The sequence below is a fragment of the Pedobacter mendelii genome, from assembly GCF_014635725.1.
In the GTDB taxonomy this organism is placed as follows: domain Bacteria; phylum Bacteroidota; class Bacteroidia; order Sphingobacteriales; family Sphingobacteriaceae; genus Pedobacter; species Pedobacter mendelii.
In genome coordinates, this window is sequence record NZ_BMDJ01000003.1 from 264854 (window position 1) to 288193 (window position 23340).

The window sequence follows — 23340 nt, forward strand, 5'->3', positions numbered from 1 at the left end:
AATGAAAAAACGTTGTCATCCTGAGCTTGTCGAAGGAAGAATGTTTTTTTGTTTTAGACAGTAAATTGGTCTTCGACGAGCTCAGACTGACAGGCAATTTTGCTTAAGTTAATGACATTGCCCCAGCCCCTCCTTGAAATAAGGAGGGGCGTTTAGCTCTTTTTTTAAAATAGATTGCTTCGTTCCTCGCAAGGGCAGCTTATTTAAATATTTCAATAAAAAACAATCCTTTTATCACACTCCGTTTTACTACTTTTGCAGCTCGAAAACCAAACCATGTTCAAGCTCGTTTTAAACACCTACAAATCTTCATTTAGCGGATTAAGCAGAGAAACCTGGTTGCTTAGCATAGTAATGATGTTTAACAGATGCGGAAGTATGGCCGTTCCATTTATGGGCTTGTATGTTACACAAAGCCTGCACCGTAGCGAAATGGATGCCGGTTTAATTATTACATTGTTTGGTGTGGGCTCCATTTTAGGTTCTGCAACGGGTGGAAAACTAACTGATATTATTGGTTTCAGACCGGTTCAAATTTTATCATCCATTATCGGTGGATTGCTTTTTATATTATTTTCTACCATCACGCATTTTTCTACACTGTGCATTTTGTCCGTCGTAATCAGCTTTTTTTCTGAAGCATTTCGCCCCGCTAATTTTACAGCTGTGGCGCATTATGCTAAAGAAAATACCATCACCCGCTCCTATTCATTAAACCGATTAGCTGTAAATATTGGCTGGTCGGCAGGCATTAGTATGGCAGGGATAATTGCCTCAATTAACTACAAACTTTTGTTTATTGTAGAAGGTTCGGTAAGTATTTTAGTAGGTATTTCGATTCTATTTCTATTACCAAAAGTGCAGGATTTCATAAAAAAAGCTAAAGAAAACCGCAGCACAATTGTTATTCTTAAACCCTGGCAAGATGGTTTTTACGTTAAGTTCATTCTATTAACCACCTTATTTATTACCTGTGCATTTTTAATGTTCAGGGTTGTTCCGGTATTTTTTAAAGAAGAATGGCACATAGATGAGTTTGCTATTGGGATAATTATTGGGTTAAACGGCGCAATTATTGCTCTTTTTGAAATGATAATGATTAACAAAATTGAAAAGAAAAAATCGCCGATGTTTTTCATCATCATTGGGTCTATTTTCTTTGCTGTATCTTATTTACTATTAAGTGCTCCAATAATTTTCCATGTGTTAACAGCAGTTTTAACCATAGTTGTTTTTACCATTGGCGAAATGTTTGTTTTGCCATTTATTAATACGGTTGTAATTAGCAGAAGTAATGAGCATAATCGTGGTTTATATGCTGCAGGCTACACACTGAGTTGGTCTTGCGCACAAGTTGTTGGCCCTTTAGCCGGATTTTTTATTGCAAAACACTTGGGTTACAACTGGCTGTGGTTTGGATTGGCCTGCATCCTTTTACTTTGTGCTTATGGTTTTAGCATCCTCGATAAAAAACAGGAAAAAACCATTTTAGGCACCAATTAGCGCATATTAAAAGTCAATCCGCAAATTTTCGCATGAGTCACGCTGAGCGTAGTCGAAGGGCAATATAAAAGGTATTCGACTACGCTCAATACCATCATTTTAAAAGAAACAATAGTTTATAGAAGCCCTAAATCGGCAACCGATAACTAGGAACTGCAAACTGGCAACTGATAACTATTTTACTCTTTCAGCTTTTACACCCTCGTTTGTAATTTTTACCGGAAGAATTTTTCCATCAGCATCAAATTTCATTTCATCGATACAAGTCTCACGGTGGTTTCCGTCTGTTTCAGTCAACGGGCGACGATGATAAACAATATAATATTTGTTCTTTTTCTCATTAAAAATTACCGAATGATGCCCTGCTCCTCTGGCAATTGATGCATCTTGTTCTAATATTTTATCAACTCTTTTAAATGGCCCAAAAGGCGAATCGCCAACGGCATAAGCAACCGAATAATCAGGGCCCGTCCAACCACCTTCGCTCCACATAAAATAGTATTTTCCGTTTCTGATGAACATGTAAGGACCTTCGACATATTTATCTGGCGTAATTTCTTTAAAAATTGTTCCATCTTCGAAAGGCACAAAACCCGTAAAATCGTTATTTAATTTAGCGATGTTACAGTGTTTCCATCCACCATAAATCAGGTAATATTGACCGTCCTTATCTTTAAAAACATATTGGTCAATCGGTTGTGCACCATTATGAAATTTATCTACCAAAGGTTTACCCAAATGATCTTTAAAAGGCCCTTCAGGTTTATCAGAAACTGCTACACCAATTCCACCCACTTCATTATCACTTTGAATATCATTTGCACCAAAGAACAGATAATATTTTTTATCTTTTTCTACAATTGCTGGAGCCCACATGGCTTTATTTGCCCATTTAATCGCTGCTGTATCTAAAATATGTTCATGTTTTTTCCAATTGGTTAAATCATCAGATGAGAAGGCATCAAGGAAAACCTGTTCTTTATACTTTGCAGAATAGGTTGGATAGACCCAATATTTGTTCTTAAAGATTGCTGCCTCGGGATCAGCATACCAACCTTTAAAAATGGGATTTCCAGATTGATTAATCGTTTTAGTACTTTGTGCAAAAGAAGTAATTCCTGCTAAAAGTAAAAGAGATGAGCATATGTATTTCATGAGGACAATTTATAAAAAAATACTTTCTTAAAGAATTAAGTTCGCTTAATGATTTTGGAAAGCAGTTTCAGTACGCATCGGTTTTTTCAGTCCCGCCCCCATTTCAAATCTTTACCGAAAAAAAATCGGCAAAGGATTTTACATTCAGGTCGGGTTTATATGGCATTTTTGGCAATTCTATTGAGGTTTTTTAACCACCGCCAGGCACCAGATATTATTAAATTAAGCAAATTCCTTGTGTGAGGGTTAATTTGTTGTATAAAAATCAGTATAAATGACGTTGTTACAGCTAGAAAAATTAACCATTTAAGAAATGTAAGGCCATTTAAGCTTAGATTTTCTTACATGCCTTATATGGTTTAAAATACTTGTGGTAAAAATAACGTCAATGGTAGCGGAGTAGAAGACCTTTTTTATAGTCGAAAACAAAAACATCTGTCCTTCGACCTTTGTTTAACCACCCCCGCCCCCTCCTAAATTAGGAGGGGAGTAAGTTAATGCCGGAGCCATTTTAGCAAAACTATCCAAGGCGGAACTACAGAACCATTGAAAAACTGAACGTTGATTTCAAAAAAAATCCCTGTCTATAAATAAACAGGGATAATTAGTCTTCGAATCGCTCAGACTGATAAAAAATTTATTTGCTCAATTCTGCAAAGTATTTATGAAACAAAGGCAAGGTTTCTATTCCTTTGTAATAGTTAAAAATATCATATTTCTCGTTTGGTGAGTGCAATGCATCACTATCTAAACCAAACCCAAAAAGCACCGATTTAATCCCCAAAACATCCTCAAACAGAGCAACAATAGGAATACTACCACCGCCACGAGTTGGAATAGCCGTTTTGCCGAAACTATCTTCTATAGCTTTTTCTGCAGCACGATAAGCAATACTATCAGTTGGCGTTACCACTGGCTCGCCACCATGATGTGGTGTAACTTTAACTTTTACATTTTTAGGCGCAATGCTTTCGAAATGCTTAGTGAAAATCTCAGCAATTTCTTCTGAACTTTGGCTTGGCACCAAACGCATCGAAATTTTAGCATTTGCTTTGCTTGGCAAAACGGTTTTAGCACCTTCGCCAATATAACCACTCCAAATTCCATTTACTTCTAAAGTAGGCCGAGTTCCTGTACGCTCCAAAGTAGAGTAGCCTTTTTCACCCCAAACTTCTTTAATATCTAAATCCTGTTTGTATTCGTTTTCATCATAAGGAGCAGAGTTTAAAGCTTTCTTTTCTTCATCTGTTAATTCAATAACTTTATCATAAAAAGCAGGAATGGTGATATGGTTATTTTCATCGTGCAAAGAAGCAATCATTTTACAAAGAATTGTAGCCGGATTTGCAACTGCACCACCATAAACACCAGAGTGTAAATCGCGGTTAGGACCAACAACTTCTACCTCCATATAAGCCAAACCGCGTAATCCGGTTTCTATTGATGGGTTTTCCATGCTAATCATCGACGTATCAGAAATTAAAACAACATCGGCTTTCAGGCGTTCTGCATTTGCTTTAACATAAATACCAAGATTTGCCGAACCAACTTCTTCTTCCCCTTCAATCATAAATTTAACATTGCAGGCTAAAGTGTTGGTTTCCATCATTAACTCGAATGCCTTTACATGCATATAAAACTGACCCTTATCATCGCAAGCCCCGCGGGCATAAATTTTGCCATCACGAACAGTTGGTTCGAAAGGTGGTGTGTGCCACAATTCTAACGGATCTGCCGGCTGTACATCATAATGGCCATATATTAAAACTGTTGGTAAAGAACCATCTATAATTTTTTCGCCGTAAACGATAGGATATCCTGCAGTTTCGCAAATTTCTACTTTATCTGCACCTGCATCTTTTAGCTTTTGAGCCACATAATCAGCTGTTTTTAAAACATCTTCTTTGTATTTTGGATCGGCACTTACCGATGGAAAACGTAATAATTCAAACAACTCATCTAAAAAACGTTGCTTGTGTGTTTCTACATAATTTTTAATCTCTTGCATAAGAAAATGAATTTGAGCAAATATAGGATTTTAGTGTAAAAGCCCTTAAAATTATAGATAGAAATGAACGAAAAGAGTAATTTACAGACGGGCAAAAATTAAGTATATTTAACACTACAGGTTTTACTTTTTATGCCAATATAATCAAAGTGTTAAATATTCAAATTAATTTAATTCTACCTCTTAATTATTTCGTTTTTTTACTAAATTGCGCCTTTTAAAATTCACCCATAGAAACCTCAAAACAAATAAGTTATCAATGAAATTAAGCGCAATTGTATCGCATATTCTGCTGCTTTTTTCATTTTTAATCCCTGTAATGGCTTTATCTCAAACTAACGTAAAAGTTAGTTGCCCTGAAGCAGCCCAATATTATGCTAAAGACAGCATCAACATCGTCACTTTTGGGGCGAGTACTGTAGAAGGCGTAAAAGGGCTTGGATTCCAAACCATGCTCGAAAGTAATTTTCTAAATTGTTATTCAGGAAAGGTTGTAAATATCACAAACCAGGGTATTGGCGGACAAACAACCATGCAAGGTTTATTAAGAATTGATAAAGCAATTAGAGCTCGTACAGGATTTATTGTTATATCTATGGGAATAAATGATGCCCTTGCAATAGCTAACGGAAAAGGAAGTGTTGCAGAAACCACAGTAAACATGCGGCTATTGATTACTACTAGCCTGAAGCAAAACCTTATACCGATTATTTGTACCCTTCAAAATGTTGATGACAGAACAAATAAAGCACTTGTTGCAGTTAATACAAATATAAGAAACATAAATATCGCTTACAGAAAACTGGCCACCGAATACAGAATTTATTTAGCAGACGTTAATGGTGCCATGCGTAGAGACTTTGGGCTTTATCAAGATAGTTTTCACCCTAACGCTAGAGGCTACAGATTAATTAGTTATGTAATTTTTGACGCCATAAATAAAGCTATTTTTGATAAGTTTTTACTGTTCGTAGCAACTCAAAACTATCCAAATCCTGCATCTACTCAAACGTTTATCGATATCGTACTTCCCGAACCTGATAAAATTAGTGTTCAAATCTTCGATATGATGGGAAGGTTAACTAAAACTGTTGTTAATGAGTATTTAAATACAGGGAAACACACACTCGAAATTAATACAACTACTTTTTCTTCAGGCATTTACTTTTTTAAGATATCATCAGATTCTGGCAAATACAGTGCTGTTAAAAAGTTTATTGTAGCAAGGTAGTAAGAACAATAAGAGCTACCAAAAAATTCGTTTTATAACCAATTCGATCTACAGTTTTACTATTTAAAGTGTAATAATACCTTTAATGCTTGCAGCTTGTTTATAAATGGCAATTACCTCATCAGCATTTTTCATTTCTTTTTTTACTGTGATAGATGCATATTTACCTGTTTTAGAAGGTTTCTCAATGTATTCATCATTCGGTAAAATCTTGCGTAATTCTTGTATCTTATCTACTCCGCCTGTTATAATGAACTTAAAATTATAAATACCTGGAAACCGCTCCACACGCTCTAATTTCTCTTTCAAATTAGCGTAAATATCTGCACCATTTCCCTCTGGGATATCATTAAACTTAATATTATTATCTTCCATAGCAATAACATATCAAATTCTATTCCCAAATGGGCCGTATGTAATTTTGGCATAAGTTTGATAAATTTTACTATAAAATACATAGAAATAGCACATAAGTTCATCGGCTTATATTTTCCTGAAAAGAGTAGGCGATAATAATACCTCCCCTTCCAAAGGGATACAAAGAGCAAATAGCAAACGAAGAAACACACCTATCGAAAACTTATTTTTACATCATACAGGTAGGCACCTTATATCCCCCGCCCGCGGGGGAATTAAAGTGGGGTGGTTAGCAATGCAACATTTTTAATCGACAAAGTATGGTTAACTAAATTACCTCCCCCTGCCCCTCCAAAGGGATACAAAGTGCAGAATACTACAAGCTTATATTTTCTTACATTCCTTAAATGGTTATGTTAAATTTAAAGATTCTGAAATGAATTCAGAATAATGAAAAGCAGAAATACAACTTTGGGTTTTAAACATAAATAGTAGTACAAACCTTAATTATCTAAACCTTGGCGAAGCGGATACTGGCCTAAAGCATAAGGCCTGCAGGCGTATGAGCAAAGCAAAGGACCACCGCAACTAACGATAATCAGGTTTTGCTTTTCGAAAGAATTTACTTTCTATTTCTCCACAATTTAAATAAAAAGCTTTAGGAATTCTTATTTTTGAGCCTCAAAAAAACAGAAGCCGATTTGGATTATTTAGAAGGATTAAACCCACAACAAAGAGCAGCAGTAGAAAATACAAAAGGACCGGTAATGATTGTTGCTGGAGCTGGTTCGGGCAAAACACGAGTTATTACGTATCGTGTGGCGCACTTAATCCAAACTGGTACGGACCCTTTTAATATCCTGGTTTTAACCTTTACCAACAAAGCGAGTAAAGATATGCGTGAGCGTATTAGCAAAGTGGTTGGTGCTGAGGCGAAAAATATTTGGATGGGTACTTTTCACTCCGTTTTTGCTAAAATTTTACGTGTTGAGGCAGAGAAAATTGGCTATCCAAGTAATTTTACCATTTACGATACTGATGATAGCAAAAGTGTAATCCGTGCCATTTTAAAAGAAATGCAGCTAGATGATAAACTTTATGCAGCAAATTTCGTTTTCGGCAGAATTTCATCAGCAAAAAATAACCTGATTTCATGGGGCGAATACCAGGCTAACGACCAAATTCAGGCAGAAGATATCCAAAATAAACGTCCGCTGATTGGGCAGATTTATGAAACTTATGCGAAGCGTTGTTTTAGAGCAGGTGCCATGGATTTCGACGATTTGCTTTTCAAAACCAACATATTGCTAAAAGAACATACCGATGTTTTAAATAAGTACCAACAGAAATTTAGGTATTTAATGGTAGATGAGTATCAGGATACTAACTTTTCGCAATACACTATTGTAAAAAAATTGGCGGCTGCCTACCAAAATATTTGTGTAGTTGGCGATGATGCGCAAAGTATTTATGCCTTTCGTGGGGCGAATATTCAAAATATTTTAAACTTCGAACGCGATTATCCCGATTTGAAAGTTTACAAATTAGAGCAGAATTACCGCTCTACTCAAAATATTGTTGATGCCGCTAGTAGCATCATCGCCAATAACAAAAATCAGCTCGAAAAAAATGTATTTTCTGAGAACGCTGAAGGCGATAGAATTAAGGTTTCTCGTGCTTTTACGGATAACGAAGAGGGTAAATTGGTTGCTGAAGCCATTATTCAAGAACGCAGCACGAAGGGTTACGACCATAAAGATTTTGCCATTTTGTACCGTACAAATGCACAAAGCAGAGCAATGGAAGAGGGTTTGCGTAAACTTAATATCCCTTACAGAATTTACGGCGGTCAGTCTTTTTACCAACGTAAAGAGGTAAAAGACTTAATTGCATACTTCCGTTTAACTTTTAACCCGAAAGATGAAGAGGCTATAAAACGTGTTATTAATTACCCAAAACGTGGAATTGGAGATACGTCTATCGATAAAATTATCGTAGCTGCCGACCAAAACGATAAAACGATGTGGGATGTGATTTCCAACGCACATCAATATGTGGAAGGGCGTTTGGCGAACCAATTGAATGATTTTGCAGTAATGATTCAAAGTTTTCAAGCCGAGGCTAAAAAATTAGACGCTTATGAAACAGCCTTATTTATCGCTCAACATGCAGGTATTTTGAAGGAACTTTATACGGATGATAGTGTAGAAGGAAGAAGCAGATATGAAAATATTCAGGAGCTTTTAAATGGTATAAAAGAGTTCTCAGAACGTGAAGATATCGAAGAAAAAGGTCTGGATATTTTTATGCAAGATGTTGCGCTTTTAACCAATGATGATAAGGATGGCGATAAAAATAAAGATACTGTTTCGTTAATGACGATTCACTCGGCCAAAGGTTTGGAGTTTAAAAACGTGTTTATTGTTGGTTTAGAAGAGAATCTTTTCCCGTCGCAAATGTCGTTAACAAACCGAACCGATTTAGAGGAAGAGCGCCGTTTGTTTTATGTTGCGATTACCAGAGCCGAGATAAAACTAACGCTTACTTATGCTACTTCTCGTTATCGCTGGGGAACCTTAACCAATTGTGAACCAAGTCGTTTTATTAATGAAATCAATCCAAGGTTTTTAGAATTAGATGTTAAGCCGGCAAAAATAAGTGCTTTAGAAGGAAACTTTGATGATGAGCGCAAAACCTGGACATCGCAACCTCGCGATTTTTTCAGTAAGCCAAAACCTGCAAGTACTACTTCTGCCCCACCCGTTCGCCCGAAAACGACTTCTTTGCTGGCAAAGGCGCATGTACCTACCCCTGGCTTTACACCATCGCAACCACATGAATTTCAAGGCGGTATGGAAGTAGAACATGAAAAATTTGGTTTCGGAAAGATTATTAGTTTAGAAGGTACTTTACCCGATGTTAAAGCAACTGTGTTTTTTCAAGGATTGGGCAACAAGCAATTGTTACTGAAATTTGCAAAATTGATGATTGTTAGGAATTAAAAACGCTCAAAACTTGTCACGCTAAGTTTGTCGAAATACATATAGAGTTCAACAAACTTAACGTGACAAATTATTATTAAAATTGTGGAAGTTTTGGTTTTGTTCCCATAATTTCTTCCACCTGCTCCATTACTTTATCAGTAAGCAAAGGCACAACTTCTAAAGCAGTTAAGTTTTCTTTCAACTGCTCTCCTTTTGATGCTCCTAAAATCACTGTACTTACATTCGGGTTTTTTAAGCACCATGCCAAAGAGAATTTAGCTAAAGATACATTCAGTTTATCAGCAACTTTCTGCAACTCTTCTACTTTCTTTAATCTATCAGCCTGTAAAACATTGTCTTTTAGCCAACCCAGTTTCGCATCAGCCAAACGCGTATCTTTTACATCGCCCTTAGTATATTTGCCTGATAATAAACCAGATGCTAATGGCGACCAAATGCTGGTACCCAATCCATGATCGCGGAAAAGCAATAAAAAATCATCCTCTAGTTTTTTACGCTCAAAAAGATTATACTGTGGTTGTTCCATAGTAGGCCCAATTAAACGATAATCTTTAGCAACAGCAATGGCTTCGGTAATTTCTGCTGCGCTCCACTCTGATGTACCCCAGTATAAAATTTTACCTTGTTGCAATAAGGTATTCATGGCTAAAACTGTTTCTTCAATTGGGGTGTTTTTATCCGGACGGTGGCAAAAATATAAATCCAGATAATCCACTTGCAAACGTTTTAAAGCAGCATTACAAGCCTCAACAACGTGCTTACGCGATAAACCCATTTGGTTTGGACCTTTGTTTTCTGTCCCGAAAAACACTTTACTCGATACCACAAACGATTCTCTTTCCCAGCCTTTTGACTTAAGGATTTTACCCATTACAATTTCTGATTTACCTTCAGCATAACCTTCAGCATTATCAAAAAAGTTTACGCCGGCATCGTATGCAATCCCCATTAATTCATCGGCAACTTTATCACTAATTTGAGCACCAAAAGTTAACCAACTACCTAACGATAAGGCGCTTACCTGCAAGCCAGATTTACCTAATCTTCTATATTCCATATTTTAATTATTGAATGTTTAAGTTTTGAATGATTGAATTTCACCATATTACCATTAAAGGTTACAGAATGTTTTAGTTAAAAGATTTTTTACAAACAACAAACAAGTAATTAAAAAACGTATATTACGAAGAACAACATCAATTATTCGACATCTTATACGGTAATTCTTTGTGCATTTTCATATTAAATTTTAAAATTTCCCTGGTTAATCGTCCTTTTCTCAATAAAAATCTCTGTGCGCCTAGTGTTAAAATAACTTTGCCTTCTTTGCGAAAAACCTTTGCACCCTTTGCGTTTAAACCCTAAACTTGAGTTTGAAAAACCCCAAAATTATCCTTATTATTGGGTTCGGTTCTCCCGTTAAAAACCATGCAACTCACCAGATTAGAAATTAAAGGATTCAAAAGCTTTGGCGACAAAGTAACCATCAATTTTAATGAGGGAGTTACCGCCATTGTTGGCCCAAATGGTTGTGGAAAATCTAACGTAATTGATGCCATGCGATGGGTTTTAGGTGAGCAAAGCACCAAAGCTTTGCGTTCTGAAAAGATGGAAAACATCATTTTTAACGGCACAAAAAACCGAAAGCAAGCACAATTAGCAGAAGTTTCTTTAAGTTTTGATAACACAAAAAATATTCTTCCAACAGCTTATTCTCAAGTAACGGTTACTCGGAAATTATACCGAAATGGAGACAGCGAATATCGGTTAAATGATGTTCAATGCCGGCTAAAAGATATTACTGATTTGTTTTTGGATACCGGAATTGGCTCTGATAGTTATTCTATCATTGAGCTTAAAATGGTTGATGAGATCATTACAAACAAAGAACATAGTCGCCGTTCGCTATTTGAAGAAGCATCTGGAATTTCGAAATACAAGCTGCGTAAAAAACAAACATTCAATAAGTTAAAAGATACAGAGGCCGATTTAGAACGTGTTGAGGATTTACTCTTTGAGATTGAGAAAAATTTAAAAACACTCGAAAATCAAGCACGAAAAGCTGAACGTTACTACAAACTAAAAGAGCAATACCGCGAATTTAGTATTCAATTGGCTACACATCGAATTGCCTTTTTCCGCACTGATTTAAATGCGCTTGAAACACAAGAACAAAACCAACAAGTAAATAGAACAAAATTAAGAACTAAAATTGATACGCAGGAAGCTGAACTACAAAAACTTAAGTTAGAAAGTATCAATCAAGAAAAAAATCTTTCCATTCAGCAAAAGTCTACAAACGAACTGGTTTCAAAAATTCGCGCTTACGAAAGCGAGAAAAAAGTAAAGAATGAGCAAATGCGTTTCTTGCAAGAAAAAGAAACACGCTTATCGGGCGAATTAGAGAAAGATAAAAATCAGGTTAACCATATTAAATACAATATAAAGCGTTTAAATGAAGAAATTTTAACTGAAGCAGAGGTTTTCAGTAAGTTAGAATCTGATTTAAAAAGCTTAAAATCGACTCTTGATACTTTAAGAGAACAACAACAAACAGAGAAAAACCGAATAGATAACCAAGTAAAATCAGTTAACGATTTACAGAATCAGGTTTATCAATTACAAAAGGAAATCGATATTTTAAATATCCAAAAGGATGCTTTGATTCAGGAAACGAACAGAAACGTTGATGATACGGAAACCAAAACATCAGAATTAAAGGCTTTCGACCATGCTTTGGCTGAATTGGATATTCAGGTTGCGGAAAAGCAGAATATTATCAAACAACTGAAAGAGGCGGAAGAAACCTTAAAAGAAAAGCTTGCAGCATCTGAAATTAACCTAAGTTCAAACAAGGAAAAGCTAACGTCTGAAAATCGCAAAAAAGATGCAAAGCAAAACGAATACAACCTTACAAAGTCACTTGTAGATAGTTTGGAGGGCTTTCCAGAATCCATTCGTTTCCTTAAAAAAAATAATGCTTTTGCCAAAAATGCTTTACTCCTATCTGATATTTTATTCTGTAACGAAGATTATCGAATCGCTATTGAAAATTACCTAGAACCAGTAATGAACCATTATGTGGTTGATAAGTATACAGATGCTGTTCAGGCGATTAACCTTTTAACCGATGCTACTCGCGGTCGTGCAAACTTTTTTATTTTGGAGAATATTCCTGATAAAAACCCTACCCTTAGCAATTATGAAGATTTGGTTTCAGCTTTATCAGTTGTTGAGGTAGATAAGAAATACCAAAATCTTTGTAATTTACTTTTGCGAAATGTGTACATCGCAGCTGCTGAACAAGAAAATCTCTTTAAAGAAACACCAACCGAAAGTTTAACTATTCTGGCCAAAAATGGAAAGTACGCCCAAACCAAATTCACTTTATCTGGGGGATCAGTGGGTTTATTTGAGGGGAAAAGAATCGGTCGTGCTAAAAATTTGGATAATTTAGCGAAAGAAATTAAAGCATCAGAATTGTTGATTAATCAATATAATACAGCAATTACAACCGAAAACACTAATATTTTTAACCTAAAAGAAGCATCAAAAATTCATCAGATAAATGCTTTGCAACAGGAGTTGAATCGTTTTATTAATGAGCAAATTTCCGTTCAAACCCGTCGTGACCAATACCAAGAATTTATCGAAAAAAGTGAAAATCGTAAAACAGATATCGCACAGAAAGTAGTTTCTATAGAAAAATCGCTCTCAGAAAAGTTGCCTGCTTTAGTTGAGCTGCAGAAAAAGCAACAGCAAGACCATGTTAACCTACAAGAGCAACAGCTTAACTATCAAGATATTGCCAACCAAGTAAATGATAGTGCTGGTAAATACAATCAGGATAATATTCGTTTCCATCAACAGCAGAATAGGTTAGCAAGCTTAGAAAAGGATTTAGATTATCGTTTTGTACAGGAGGAAGATTTGAACAAGCGAATTGCTGAAAACGACAAAGAACTTCAGGAAACTTTAACCCAGATTACAGCAACTTTACAGCATACCGATTTTAGCGACGATATACTTTTAGAGTTATATCAGCAACGCGAAGAACTAGAAAAAGGCCTTGCAGACGTAGAAAAAGAGTATTTTGAAAGCAAAGGAAATATCAACGAATTAGAAAATAACATCACGCTTATTCGTAAAAACCGTGAAGAAATCGATTTCCTTTTAACCGAAATCAAGGATAAAAAGAACACGCTAAAAATTGATTTAAACTCCCTTAAAGAACGTTTGGCTGTTGAATTTAACATCGATATCAACGACCTTTTAGAAAATGAAACTGAGGTAGATGTTTTGGAAAGTGAGTTTGAAATTCGCCAGAAGGTAGAAAAAATGAAACGCCAGCTGGATGAATTTGGTGCCATTAACTCAATGGCGATGGAAGCTTTTAAAGAAATGGAAGAGCGTTACGTTTTTATTCAAAATCAAAAGAAAGACCTTAATGCCGCCAAAACCGACCTTTTACAAACCATTAAAGAGATTGATGATACTGCGAAAGATAAATTTATGCAGGCTTTTACACAGGCCCGCGAGCATTTCATTGTTGTTTTCCGTTCACTTTTTAACGAGGAAGATAGTTGTGATTTAATTCTGTCGGATATAAATAATCCATTGGAAGCTGACATCGATATCATTGCTCGTCCGAAAGGTAAAAGACCACTGTCTATAAACCAATTATCAGGAGGAGAAAAAACACTTACAGCTACTGCCCTATTATTTTCACTTTACCTGTTAAAGCCAGCTCCTTTCTGTATTTTCGATGAGGTTGATGCACCATTGGATGATACAAATATTGATAAATTTAATAACATTATCCGCAAATTCTCCAACCAATCACAATTTATTATCGTATCGCATAACAAACGTACCATTGCCAGTACCGATATTATTTATGGCGTTACCATGGTAGAACAAGGCGTTTCGAGGGTTGTGGCAGTAGATTTGAGAGAAGTAGCGGCTTAAGCAAAATGATAAAAGCTTAAAGACTAAAGCGAAAATCGCATTATTGAAAGCAGTTTTGCTAATGAAACAATCACGACATAGAACCGTTATTTAAAAAAACGTAATATCGCACCATAACCCACGTTTGAATAACATATTGAAAATAGTATATTTGTTTTAAGCAGTCACGATTATGTTAGCAACCGTTAAAGGATATTACGAAAAAGGAAAAATTGTTTTAAATGAAAAGGCACCAGTCCTATCTAAAAAGGATGTCATTGTGACATTTTTAACTGATGATAAACTCAACAATATTTTAAAAAGAACTACTGGCGCATTTAGAGATAAAATTGAATTATCTGATGATTTTAATGAGCCTTTAGATGATTTTAAAGAATATATGTAATGCCATCAAATCATTATCTTTTAGATACACATTTCTTAATTTGGTTTCAGGAAAATAATCCAAAAATACCAGAAGTGGTGATGGAAACCATACAAAATAACGAAAACACAATTTATTTTAGCCAGATAAGCCTCTTTGAAATTGCAATTAAACAAATACTAGGTAAGCTAATACATTTTTACATTACAGTTGAAGATATTTCTACACAAGCTCTAAAAGATGTATTTACATTTATCCCTTTGGAAAATCCTGCAATATTTAATTATGGAAGCATTTGCTTGTTAAACGAACACCGAGACCTTTTCGACAGGCTAATAATCTCTACCGTAATTCAAAAAGAGGCAACATTATTATCTGCCGATGAAAAATTTAAATTTTACCCAGACCTATTAAAATTGCTTTGGTAATCAATTCAACGTAAACATGAAAATTCTATATATCATTCCCTTAGCCATAATGCTAAGCTGCTGCTCATCAGTAAAAAACCAATCTTCAACCGGATCAGGAAAATTAGATACACAACTTTTAAAAGATGTAGAAGTATTGTCGTCAGATGCTTATCAAGGCAGAAAAACCGGAACTAAAGGTGCTGAAATGGCAAGAGCCTATATTATTGAGCGTTTCCAAAAATTAGGTTTAAAATCATATCCTCAAAATGTTAATTATGCTCAGGAATTTACTTTCAATTCAAGAGGTGGTTCAAAAGTAAATGGAACAAATGTCATCGGATACATCCAAGGTAAAGGCACAAATGTTATTGTGGTTTCTGCACATTACGATCATTTGGGTGTGGTAAAAGAGGAAATATTTAACGGTGCAGATGATAATGCATCAGGAACTGCGGGTTTACTAAAAATTGCAGCTTATTTTGCTAAAAATAAACCAAATAACACCATTATTTTTGCCTCCTTTGATGCTGAAGAAATGGGTTTACAAGGTGCAAAAGCATTCGTTGCAAATCCCCCTGTTCCTATTAATACCATTGCCATCGATTTAAATATGGATATGATTAGCCACAGCGATAAAGGAGAATTATATGTGTGTGGTACTTTTAAATATCCTGCTTTAAAGAAATATGTAGATACCAATAGAAAAGATATTAAAGTTATTTTAGGTCATGATGACCCTAAACTTGGTCATGATGACTGGACAAACCAAAGCGACCAGGGTGCTTTCAATGCTAAAAACATTCCCTTTTTATATTTCGGTGTAGAAGACCATAAAGATTATCACAAAGCAACTGATGAATACCAAACCATAACCAAACAGTTTTACAGCAATGCCGCCAATGCTGTTTTAGAAGTTGTAAAAAATGTAGATAAGCAAACTGGCTTACAGCAATCATTAAAAGATAAAATGTTAATGATGGATAACCCACAGAAAAAGTTTTAATCACTTTTTTAAATATTCAACCTGCCCTAATAAGGCAGGTTTTTTTATGCGTAATTTTACATTTACATAATTTTATTTAACTGATTATAAGCATTTTACAAATTAAACTACAAAAATAGTTTGTAAACTATAAATATAGTAGTACATTTATATAACGAAACTATTAAAATAGTTGATATGATAAAAGAACTCACAAAAGCAGAAGAACAAATTATGCTCATCCTTTGGGAAATGGAAGAAGCATTGGTAAAAGATGTAATTGAAAAGATGAATGAGCCAAAACCAGCTTATAATACCGTTTCTACAGTTATCAGGGTTTTAGAAGGAAAAGGCTTTGTAGACCACAAAGCTATTGGCAATACCTATATCTACTTTCCTATTATAAAAGAAGCTGATTATAAACGATTTGCTTTGGATAAAGTAATGAATAACTATTTCGAAAATTCTTACGAAAGCCTGGTTTCTTTTTTGGTAAAAGACAAAAGTATGAGTAACGAAGAATTAAATGAGCTAATTCAACTTGCTGAAAAACTTAAAAAAAATAAATGATGAACTGGCTATATTATTTACTCGAATCAAACTTGTATCTAATTTTATTTTATGGATTTTACAGATTACTCCTGCACAAAGAAACCTTTTATGCAGTTAACAGATATTACTTAATAGCAAGTACTTTAATAGCATTTCTAATTCCATTCCTTCAACTGGGGTTTTTATCAAAAGATATTATTGTAATTGAGGAACCTGTTTACCAGCAAATTCAAGTTGAAAAACCTTTATTAAACACTGAAAATATATTGCTTCTTCTTTATTCCCTAGTTGCCTTAATATTCATTTCAAAAATAGTGTGGGGATTCAGGAATATTTCCAAACTATTGAAGAAACCAAATAAAACCGTTCAAAATGGTATTACAATAATTGAATTGACGAATACCAAAACGGCTTTTTCTTTTTTCAACATGCTTTTTATCGACCCAGAATTGCCTCAGAAAAACACAATCCTGAAACATGAGATGGCTCATATTAATCAGAAACACAGTTTTGATGTTTTGTTTTTCGAAATAGTTAGGAGCTTAAGTTGGTTCAACCCAATTGCTCACCTCATTAAAAGCGATGTTAAACTTTTACACGAATACCTTGCCGATGAAGAAACCACAAAGAAAGGAATAGAAAAATATGAGTATGCAATATTTCTAATCCAAAATTCTTGCGGCGATCAAACTGTGCAATTAACTAATCAATTTTTTAATTCATCCATTTTAAAAAGACGAATAAACATGTTAAATCAAAAGAAATCAGCAAAATGGGCCAGGCTCAGATTGTTATTGGTACTCCCTGTAGTTGGCGGGATGCTATGTACCTCAACCATGGCTTTTACAAAAAATTACGGCGTTGTCGATTTGTATCCGAAAAAATTAACAGAATTAAGTATTCAACTACAAGATACTGTTAAGAAATCAAAGGCAAAGGAAATTGTTATTGCTGAGCCTATTCCACAAATAAAAAAAGTAAAAGGTGTAAAATTAGCACCACCACCACCACCTGTTGAACCAGCGCCAAAAACAAAAAGTGCTAAAAAACCGACAAAAAGCGTAGCTCCTCCACCTCCACCACCCGTTGAGCCAACTGTAACTCAAAAAGTGAAAGGTGTAAATGTAGCTCCACCAAAGCCAGCAGAAGAATTAATTATTGAAGAACCAGTTATAAAGAAAGTTAAAGGTTTGAAATTAGCTCCACCACCACCGCCTGTAGAACCTTCAATAAAGAAGCAATAAGGTATAGATGATGTGATTTATGGTAAAATAATTGAGGGAACTTGATAATTACTGCGGCACATAAACTACATACTTAGTCTCAAAAAACTCTTCCTCAAAATAAGCTGAAAGCGGATACAATTCTGCTTTCAGTTTTGATTCCTTTATTTCTTCGGCTAAATCGCCACCCTTTAAGTATAGAATCCCATTTGGAATAGCATTAATAGATTCTTTTTTAAATTTGCCTTGAATCCATGGATAGAATTCACCCAATCGGGTAACTGCTCTGGAAATTATAAAATTAAATTTTTCTTTAATTTGCTCTGCTCTTAAATGATCGGCCTTCAGGTTTTCTAAACCCAAAGCAGAAGCTACTTCTTTAACAACTTTTATCTTTTTTCCGATAGAATCGACCAGATAAAAATGAGTGTCTGGAAATAAAATAGCCAATGGTATCCCTGGGAACCCTCCTCCAGTGCCTACATCTAAAACCGATTCGCCTACTTTAAAAGAACAAACCTTTGCAATTCCTAACGAATGCAAAACATGGCGCTCATATAGTTCTTCGATATCCTTTCTAGAGATCACATTGATTTGAGCATTCCAGAAGCTGTATAAATCGAACAGTTGAGAAAACTGAGCAAGCTGTTTTTCTGATAAATCGGGAAAATATTTTAGAATGATATCAGGCTTTACTTCAGACATTTTGTATTTATTTCAAGAGTTTTACTTATTTCCAGTTTACTTTTTTCTTTCCAAACAATGATAAAAACCCATTTAATGTCAAAAAGAAGAACAAAAGTATATCTAATATTGGGAACCACCAACGTAAATCTCTATAATTTAATCGGTTTAACAATTTTGGATATACCATGCACCTAATTAAAATACTCAAAAATAAAATTCCTCCCGCTACATATTTGGCTTCCATACTGAAAAACATACAAGATGCAAAAATCACATAGAATAAGAATTGAAATATGATTTGCAAGCTCAAAATAAACTTGTGCCTGAATTTATAAAATTTTCCAGCACCAAAATGACGTTTTTTTTGCCGAAGATAACCAGCCCAAGTTAGATTGGGTTCACTCCAAACGTGGCTATTTTTGTTTATTCTGATTTCTGTATTATTGGCTGTTGCATGCGCATTTACAAACAAATCATCATCGCCCGAAGGAATGTGCATGTGCGCCGCAAAACCTTTATTTTTAAAGAAAAGTGCCTTTTTGTAGGCCATGTTTCTTCCTACGCCCATATAAGGCATACTTTTTAATGCAAAAGAAAGATAATTAACAGCCGTAAAAAATGTTTCAAAACGAATAAGCGCATTTAATAAGCTGCCCTTTTTTAAATATGGAGAATAACCCAAAACGATTTCAATATTGTCATCTGATGGTTGCTGCATGTATTTTAACCAGTTTTCACTTTCCGGCGAACAATCAGCATCAGTAAAAACCAACCAATCGTATTTTGCAGCTTTAATACCCATTGTTACTGCAAATTTTTTGCCCGCAATAAATTTATCATTGTCTAAAACCTTTACAATTTTAAGGTTTAAATGCTTTTTTTCCAGTTCTTCAAGAAATTCTTCTGTACCATCCCACGATCTATCATTTACCACTATAACTTCAAATTCAGGATAATGTTGATTCAATATAGAAGGTAAATATTTTTCGAGGTTATTTATCTCGTTTCTTGCACAGATGATCACACTCACCGGAGATTTGATAGAATCAGGAGTATCTTCTACAGCAACTTTAGCAAGCTTTAGATGTACAAACAGCACGTAATATAACTGAACAAACAGACAAAAAGCAAGTGCAGAAAGCAAACAAATTTCGGGTAAGGTTAATATCACAACGTTAAAATAAGCAGGCGCAAATTTCTCATTTTTAATCTGTAATACACTTTTATGTTGATAAAAAATTAAACAAAAATAAACCCTCAAATTTTGCTATTTTTGGCTGATTTTTTGACAAGAAAAACACCTTATGAACCGTCACCATCAAAATAACAATTATTATCTTATTAAAAGGGTTTGATAGTGGTAAGCTCCATGTAAAGGTGGAGAAAAATATATAAAATACATGAAATTTACTTTACAGGCTAAAGATACACTATCTAAAGCCAGAGCCGGAACAGTTACAACTGCCCATGGCGAAATACAAACACCTATTTTTATGCCTGTAGGTACTGCCGGGACAGTTAAGGCAGTTCATCAGCGGGAGCTTGAGCAAGATATTGATGCACAAATTATTTTAGGCAACACCTACCATCTTTATTTAAGACCAGGGCTTGATACATTAGAAAAAGCAGGCGGGCTACACAAATTTATTGGCTGGGATAGACCAATCTTAACTGATAGCGGTGGTTATCAGGTATATTCATTGAGTAAAGTTCGCAAAATTAAGGAAGAAGGCGTAACTTTCAATTCGCATATAGATGGTTCCAAACACCTTTTTACCCCAGAGTACGCAATGGACATCCAACGTACCATCGGAGCCGATATCATTATGGCTTTTGATGAATGTACTCCATACCCTTGCGATTATAAATACGCGGCCGAATCCATTAAAATGACACATCGTTGGTTAAAACGTTGTTGTACTCGTTTTGATACTACTCAGCCAAAATATGGCTTCGACCAAACGCTTTTTCCAATTGTTCAAGGTTCTGTTTATAAAGATTTAAGGGTTAAATCGGCCGAATTTATTGCGAGTATGGACCGTGAAGGTAATGCGATTGGTGGTTTATCAGTCGGTGAGCCTGCTGAAGAAATGTATGCAATGACTGAAGTAGTTTGCGATATATTACCCTACGAAAAACCGCGTTATTTAATGGGCGTTGGTACACCCATAAATTTATTAGAAAACATTGCATTAGGTGTTGATATGTTTGATTGTGTAATGCCAACCAGAAACGCCCGTAATGGCATGTTATTTACAAAAAATGGAATTATAAACATCAGAAATAAGAAATGGGAAAACGATTTTTCGCCGATTGAGCCTGATAGTGAACTGCATGTTGATTTGGTAACAAGCAAAGCCTATCTTAGACATTTGGTACATAGCAAAGAAATGCTTGGCGCACAAATTGCTACTTTACATAACCTGCATTTTTACCTTTGGCTGGTTAAACAAGCTAGAGAAAAAATTATTAGCGGCGAATTTTACGAATGGAAAAACCAAATGGTTAAAGTACTGGGCAACAAGCTATAAAATGAGTTTTATAACAAGCAGAATAAAAATTATCGACCGATATATTATTGGTAAATACCTGGGTACATTTATTTATACCCTGGCCATTTTTGTAATTATAATTATTGTGTTCGATTTATCAGAAAAGCTTGATGATTTTTTAAAAAGCGGTTTGGGATTTTGGGGTGTCTTGTCTAAATACTACGCAGGCTCTATCCCATTTTACATCAACATGCTTTCTCCTTTGATTAACTTTATTGCTGTAATATTTTTTACTGCAAAAATGGCTGATCAAACTGAAATTGTACCAATTTTAAGTGGTGGTGTGAGCTTTAATCGTTTTCTATGGCCCTATTTTGTTTCTGCAACCGTGATATTTTCGGCTAATTTGGTTTCTAATTTGTATATTCTGCCATATACAAATACGCTAAAAAACAGCTTCGAAAATAATTATGTTAAGCGAAATGACCCTTCTACAAAATCAAACATCCACATGAAACTGGATGATAAAACCTATATTTATATTCAAAGTTTTGACAACAAAACCAACTATGGCTACCGCTTTTCTTTAGATAATTTTAACGGTGATGTTTTAATCAAAAAAATTATTGCTGACAACATAAAATGGGATTCTACAAAGCGGAAGTGGCAATTAAGCAATTATTCTATAAGAAAAATTGACGGCTTAAAAGAAACAATGATTTACGGAAATGGGAAATTAAAAGATACCATTTTGGATATGCGTCCTGATGACTTTTCTGCCTATGATAATGTTGTTCAGAATCTATCCACTACAGAATTAGACGAAAAGATTAGAAAAGAAAAAACTCGCGGAACAGGAATTATGAATGATCTTCAATTTGAAAGGTACAAGCGTTATTTTCACCCCCTATCTGCATTTGTTTTAACCTTAATTGGCGTTGCGCTTTCTTCACGTAAGGTACGTGGTGGTGTTGGTGTATCATTAGGTATCGGTATATTCATCAGTTTCGCTTATATCGTATTTAATCAATTCACACAAATGTTCTCTACGAAAGGTGGTTTGCCGCCATTTATAGCGGTTTTATCGCCCTCAATTGTCTTTGGCCTTTTAGGATTTTATTTACTTAAACGTGCCCCAAAATAATAATGGACGCTACTAAAAAAAACCTTCTAATTCTTCATCTTACGGTTTTTGTATGGGGCTTTACGGGAGTACTTGGAAAGGTAATTTCTATTGATGCAGTTCCTATGGTTTGGTACCGCGTTTTAATTGCCAGCGTAACCCTTTTTACCTGGTTTACGGTTACAAAAAAGAATATAAAAATTACCAAAAAGCAGTTTATTCAATTCTTTTTAACCGGTGGAATTGTAGCCATTCACTGGATATTTTTCTTTCATGCCATTAAGGTTTCTACGGTTTCAGTCACTTTGGTTTGCCTCTCATCCTTCACATTATTTACCGCAATACTAGAGCCATTAATAAAAAAGCAACCTGTTTTTATAGGTGATATATTAGTTGGTTTATTAATTATTGTAGGAATTTATATGATTTTCAAGTTCGAAAGTCAGTATACTTTAGGCATTATTTTTGGTCTAATGGCAGCATTCGCAGCAAGTCTTTTTTCAATAATTAATTCGACCTTTGTTCAAAAAAGCGAACCATCAATTATTGGATTTTACGAACTTGTTGGTGGCTTATTTTGGATAACATTATATCGTTTGTATGATGGTTCTTTCTTAAATATGCCATTTAACCTGATTACAAAAGATTGGCTTTACATCGCAATTTTAGGAACTTTTTGCACCTCGGTTGCCTATGTTGCAGGCGTATCAGTAATGAGAACTTTATCTGCATTTCGAACAGCCTTAGTAACAAATCTAGAACCTGTTTATGGCATTATTTTAGCTTTTATCTTCTTTAAAGATAAAGAGCAAATGACTGGTGGATTTTACATTGGAGCTTCCATAATTCTTGCTTCTATTTTCCTTTATCCAATTTACAAAAAAAAGAAAAATCAGCTGTAATTTATCAGTGCATATTTCAAAAATTAAACCCATAAATTATACCATTTTAATTAAATAAGTTAAGTAAAAGTATTATCTATTTTTGCTGAATTACAACCATTCTAATGCACTCTAAGAGGTGCTAAATCAGAACTTAAAATAGTAAAACCGCAAGTTATATAGCAAGTAAATCTCTAGAAATACAAGCTCACATCAATTAGTATTAAAAAAAATATCGCCAAGTTGCTTAATAAAATGTGGTTTAAAATGAAGTTTATTTAAACAAATTCAGAGTAAAAACAGAGTAATTATCATGTTAAATAATGAATTAAATTTCCACTGCTCTTAGTATATTATATTTACAAATTAAATTACAAAAAATAATAAAACACTCATCTA

Annotated in this window: 18 protein-coding genes; 12 read left to right on the forward strand and 6 right to left on the reverse strand. The window is 34.7% G+C overall.

Annotated features, from left to right (window positions below):
* Positions 1–276 precede the first annotated feature (276 nt).
* A complete protein-coding gene (locus IEV50_RS07205; RefSeq protein ID WP_188412565.1) occupies positions 277–1503 on the forward strand; it encodes an MFS transporter in 1227 nt (408 codons plus the stop codon).
* Between the two features lie 174 nt (positions 1504–1677).
* On the opposite strand, the gene IEV50_RS07210 is transcribed toward IEV50_RS07205, so the two are convergent.
* Complete coding sequence (locus IEV50_RS07210; RefSeq protein WP_188412566.1) at positions 1678–2658, reverse strand: glycoside hydrolase family 43 protein; 981 nt, start codon at positions 2656–2658, stop codon at positions 1678–1680.
* Between the two features lie 637 nt (positions 2659–3295).
* Entirely contained in the window at positions 3296–4666 is a 1371-nt protein-coding gene (locus tag IEV50_RS07215; protein ID WP_188412567.1) for a dipeptidase, read from the reverse strand.
* A 259-nt stretch (positions 4667–4925) separates the two neighbouring features.
* Between IEV50_RS07215 and IEV50_RS07220 the strand changes: the two genes are divergently transcribed.
* On the forward strand, positions 4926–5897 hold the full coding sequence (locus tag IEV50_RS07220) for an SGNH/GDSL hydrolase family protein (protein ID WP_188412568.1): 972 nt from the start codon (positions 4926–4928) through the stop codon (positions 5895–5897).
* Positions 5898–5960: 63 nt separating this feature from the next.
* Here IEV50_RS07220 and IEV50_RS07225 read toward each other — a convergent pair whose 3' ends face one another.
* Complete coding sequence (locus tag IEV50_RS07225; protein ID WP_188412569.1) at positions 5961–6272, reverse strand: DUF493 family protein; 312 nt, start codon at positions 6270–6272, stop codon at positions 5961–5963.
* 683 nt (positions 6273–6955) lie between these two features.
* On the opposite strand from IEV50_RS07225, the gene IEV50_RS07230 reads away from it, so the two are divergent.
* Positions 6956–9256: an ATP-dependent helicase gene (locus IEV50_RS07230; protein ID WP_188412912.1), complete on the forward strand. Its 2301-nt coding sequence runs from the start codon at positions 6956–6958 to the stop codon at positions 9254–9256.
* 76 nt (positions 9257–9332) lie between these two features.
* Here the strand turns inward: IEV50_RS07230 and IEV50_RS07235 are convergent, their stop codons facing one another.
* The gene (locus IEV50_RS07235) at positions 9333–10316 is read right to left on the reverse strand and encodes a potassium channel beta subunit family protein (protein ID WP_188412570.1); all 984 of its coding nucleotides are present in this window, start codon (positions 10314–10316) and stop codon (positions 9333–9335) included.
* A 371-nt stretch (positions 10317–10687) separates the two neighbouring features.
* Here IEV50_RS07235 and smc point away from each other — a divergent pair, with 371 nt between their 5' ends.
* The 6 genes from smc to IEV50_RS07265 all read left to right on the forward strand — a co-directional run bounded on the left by smc (position 10688) and on the right by IEV50_RS07265 (position 17779).
* The gene (smc, locus tag IEV50_RS07240; protein ID WP_188412571.1) at positions 10688–14227 is read left to right on the forward strand and encodes a chromosome segregation protein SMC; all 3540 of its coding nucleotides are present in this window, start codon (positions 10688–10690) and stop codon (positions 14225–14227) included.
* Between the two features lie 172 nt (positions 14228–14399).
* Positions 14400–14612, forward strand: coding sequence for a DUF2281 domain-containing protein (locus IEV50_RS07245; RefSeq protein WP_188412572.1), 213 nt, complete (start codon positions 14400–14402; stop codon positions 14610–14612).
* Positions 14612–15019 (forward strand): type II toxin-antitoxin system VapC family toxin, encoded by a 408-nt coding sequence (locus IEV50_RS07250; RefSeq protein ID WP_188412573.1) that lies wholly within the window; start codon positions 14612–14614, stop codon positions 15017–15019. Before IEV50_RS07245 ends, IEV50_RS07250 begins: the two co-directional genes overlap by 1 nt.
* Positions 15020–15035: 16 nt before the next feature.
* On the forward strand, positions 15036–16004 hold the full coding sequence (locus IEV50_RS07255) for a M28 family peptidase (protein ID WP_188412574.1): 969 nt from the start codon (positions 15036–15038) through the stop codon (positions 16002–16004).
* 177 nt (positions 16005–16181) lie between these two features.
* Entirely contained in the window at positions 16182–16553 is a 372-nt protein-coding gene (locus IEV50_RS07260; RefSeq protein WP_188412575.1) for a BlaI/MecI/CopY family transcriptional regulator, read from the forward strand.
* Complete coding sequence (locus tag IEV50_RS07265) at positions 16550–17779, forward strand: M56 family metallopeptidase (protein WP_188412576.1); 1230 nt, start codon at positions 16550–16552, stop codon at positions 17777–17779. Before IEV50_RS07260 ends, IEV50_RS07265 begins: the two co-directional genes overlap by 4 nt.
* 48 nt (positions 17780–17827) lie before the next feature.
* Here the strand turns inward: IEV50_RS07265 and rsmG are convergent, their stop codons facing one another.
* Together rsmG and IEV50_RS07275 are read right to left on the reverse strand one after the other, a co-directional pair.
* Positions 17828–18463: a 16S rRNA (guanine(527)-N(7))-methyltransferase RsmG gene (rsmG, locus tag IEV50_RS07270; protein WP_188412577.1), complete on the reverse strand. Its 636-nt coding sequence runs from the start codon at positions 18461–18463 to the stop codon at positions 17828–17830.
* Between the two features lie 25 nt (positions 18464–18488).
* Positions 18489–19616, reverse strand: coding sequence for a glycosyltransferase (locus tag IEV50_RS07275; RefSeq protein WP_229746665.1), 1128 nt, complete (start codon positions 19614–19616; stop codon positions 18489–18491).
* 229 nt (positions 19617–19845) lie between these two features.
* Between IEV50_RS07275 and tgt the strand changes: the two genes are divergently transcribed.
* Genes tgt through IEV50_RS07290 form a run of 3 tightly spaced genes read left to right on the forward strand, consistent with a single transcriptional unit; the run spans position 19846 to position 22962 of the window.
* Positions 19846–20976, forward strand: a complete 1131-nt coding sequence (gene tgt / locus IEV50_RS07280) for a tRNA guanosine(34) transglycosylase Tgt (RefSeq protein ID WP_188412578.1) — start codon at positions 19846–19848, stop codon at positions 20974–20976.
* Position 20977: 1 nt separating this feature from the next.
* Positions 20978–22081: an LptF/LptG family permease gene (locus IEV50_RS07285; protein ID WP_188412579.1), complete on the forward strand. Its 1104-nt coding sequence runs from the start codon at positions 20978–20980 to the stop codon at positions 22079–22081.
* 2 nt (positions 22082–22083) lie between these two features.
* Entirely contained in the window at positions 22084–22962 is an 879-nt protein-coding gene (locus IEV50_RS07290; RefSeq protein ID WP_188412580.1) for a DMT family transporter, read from the forward strand.
* The last annotated feature ends 378 nt before the right edge of the window (positions 22963–23340 follow it).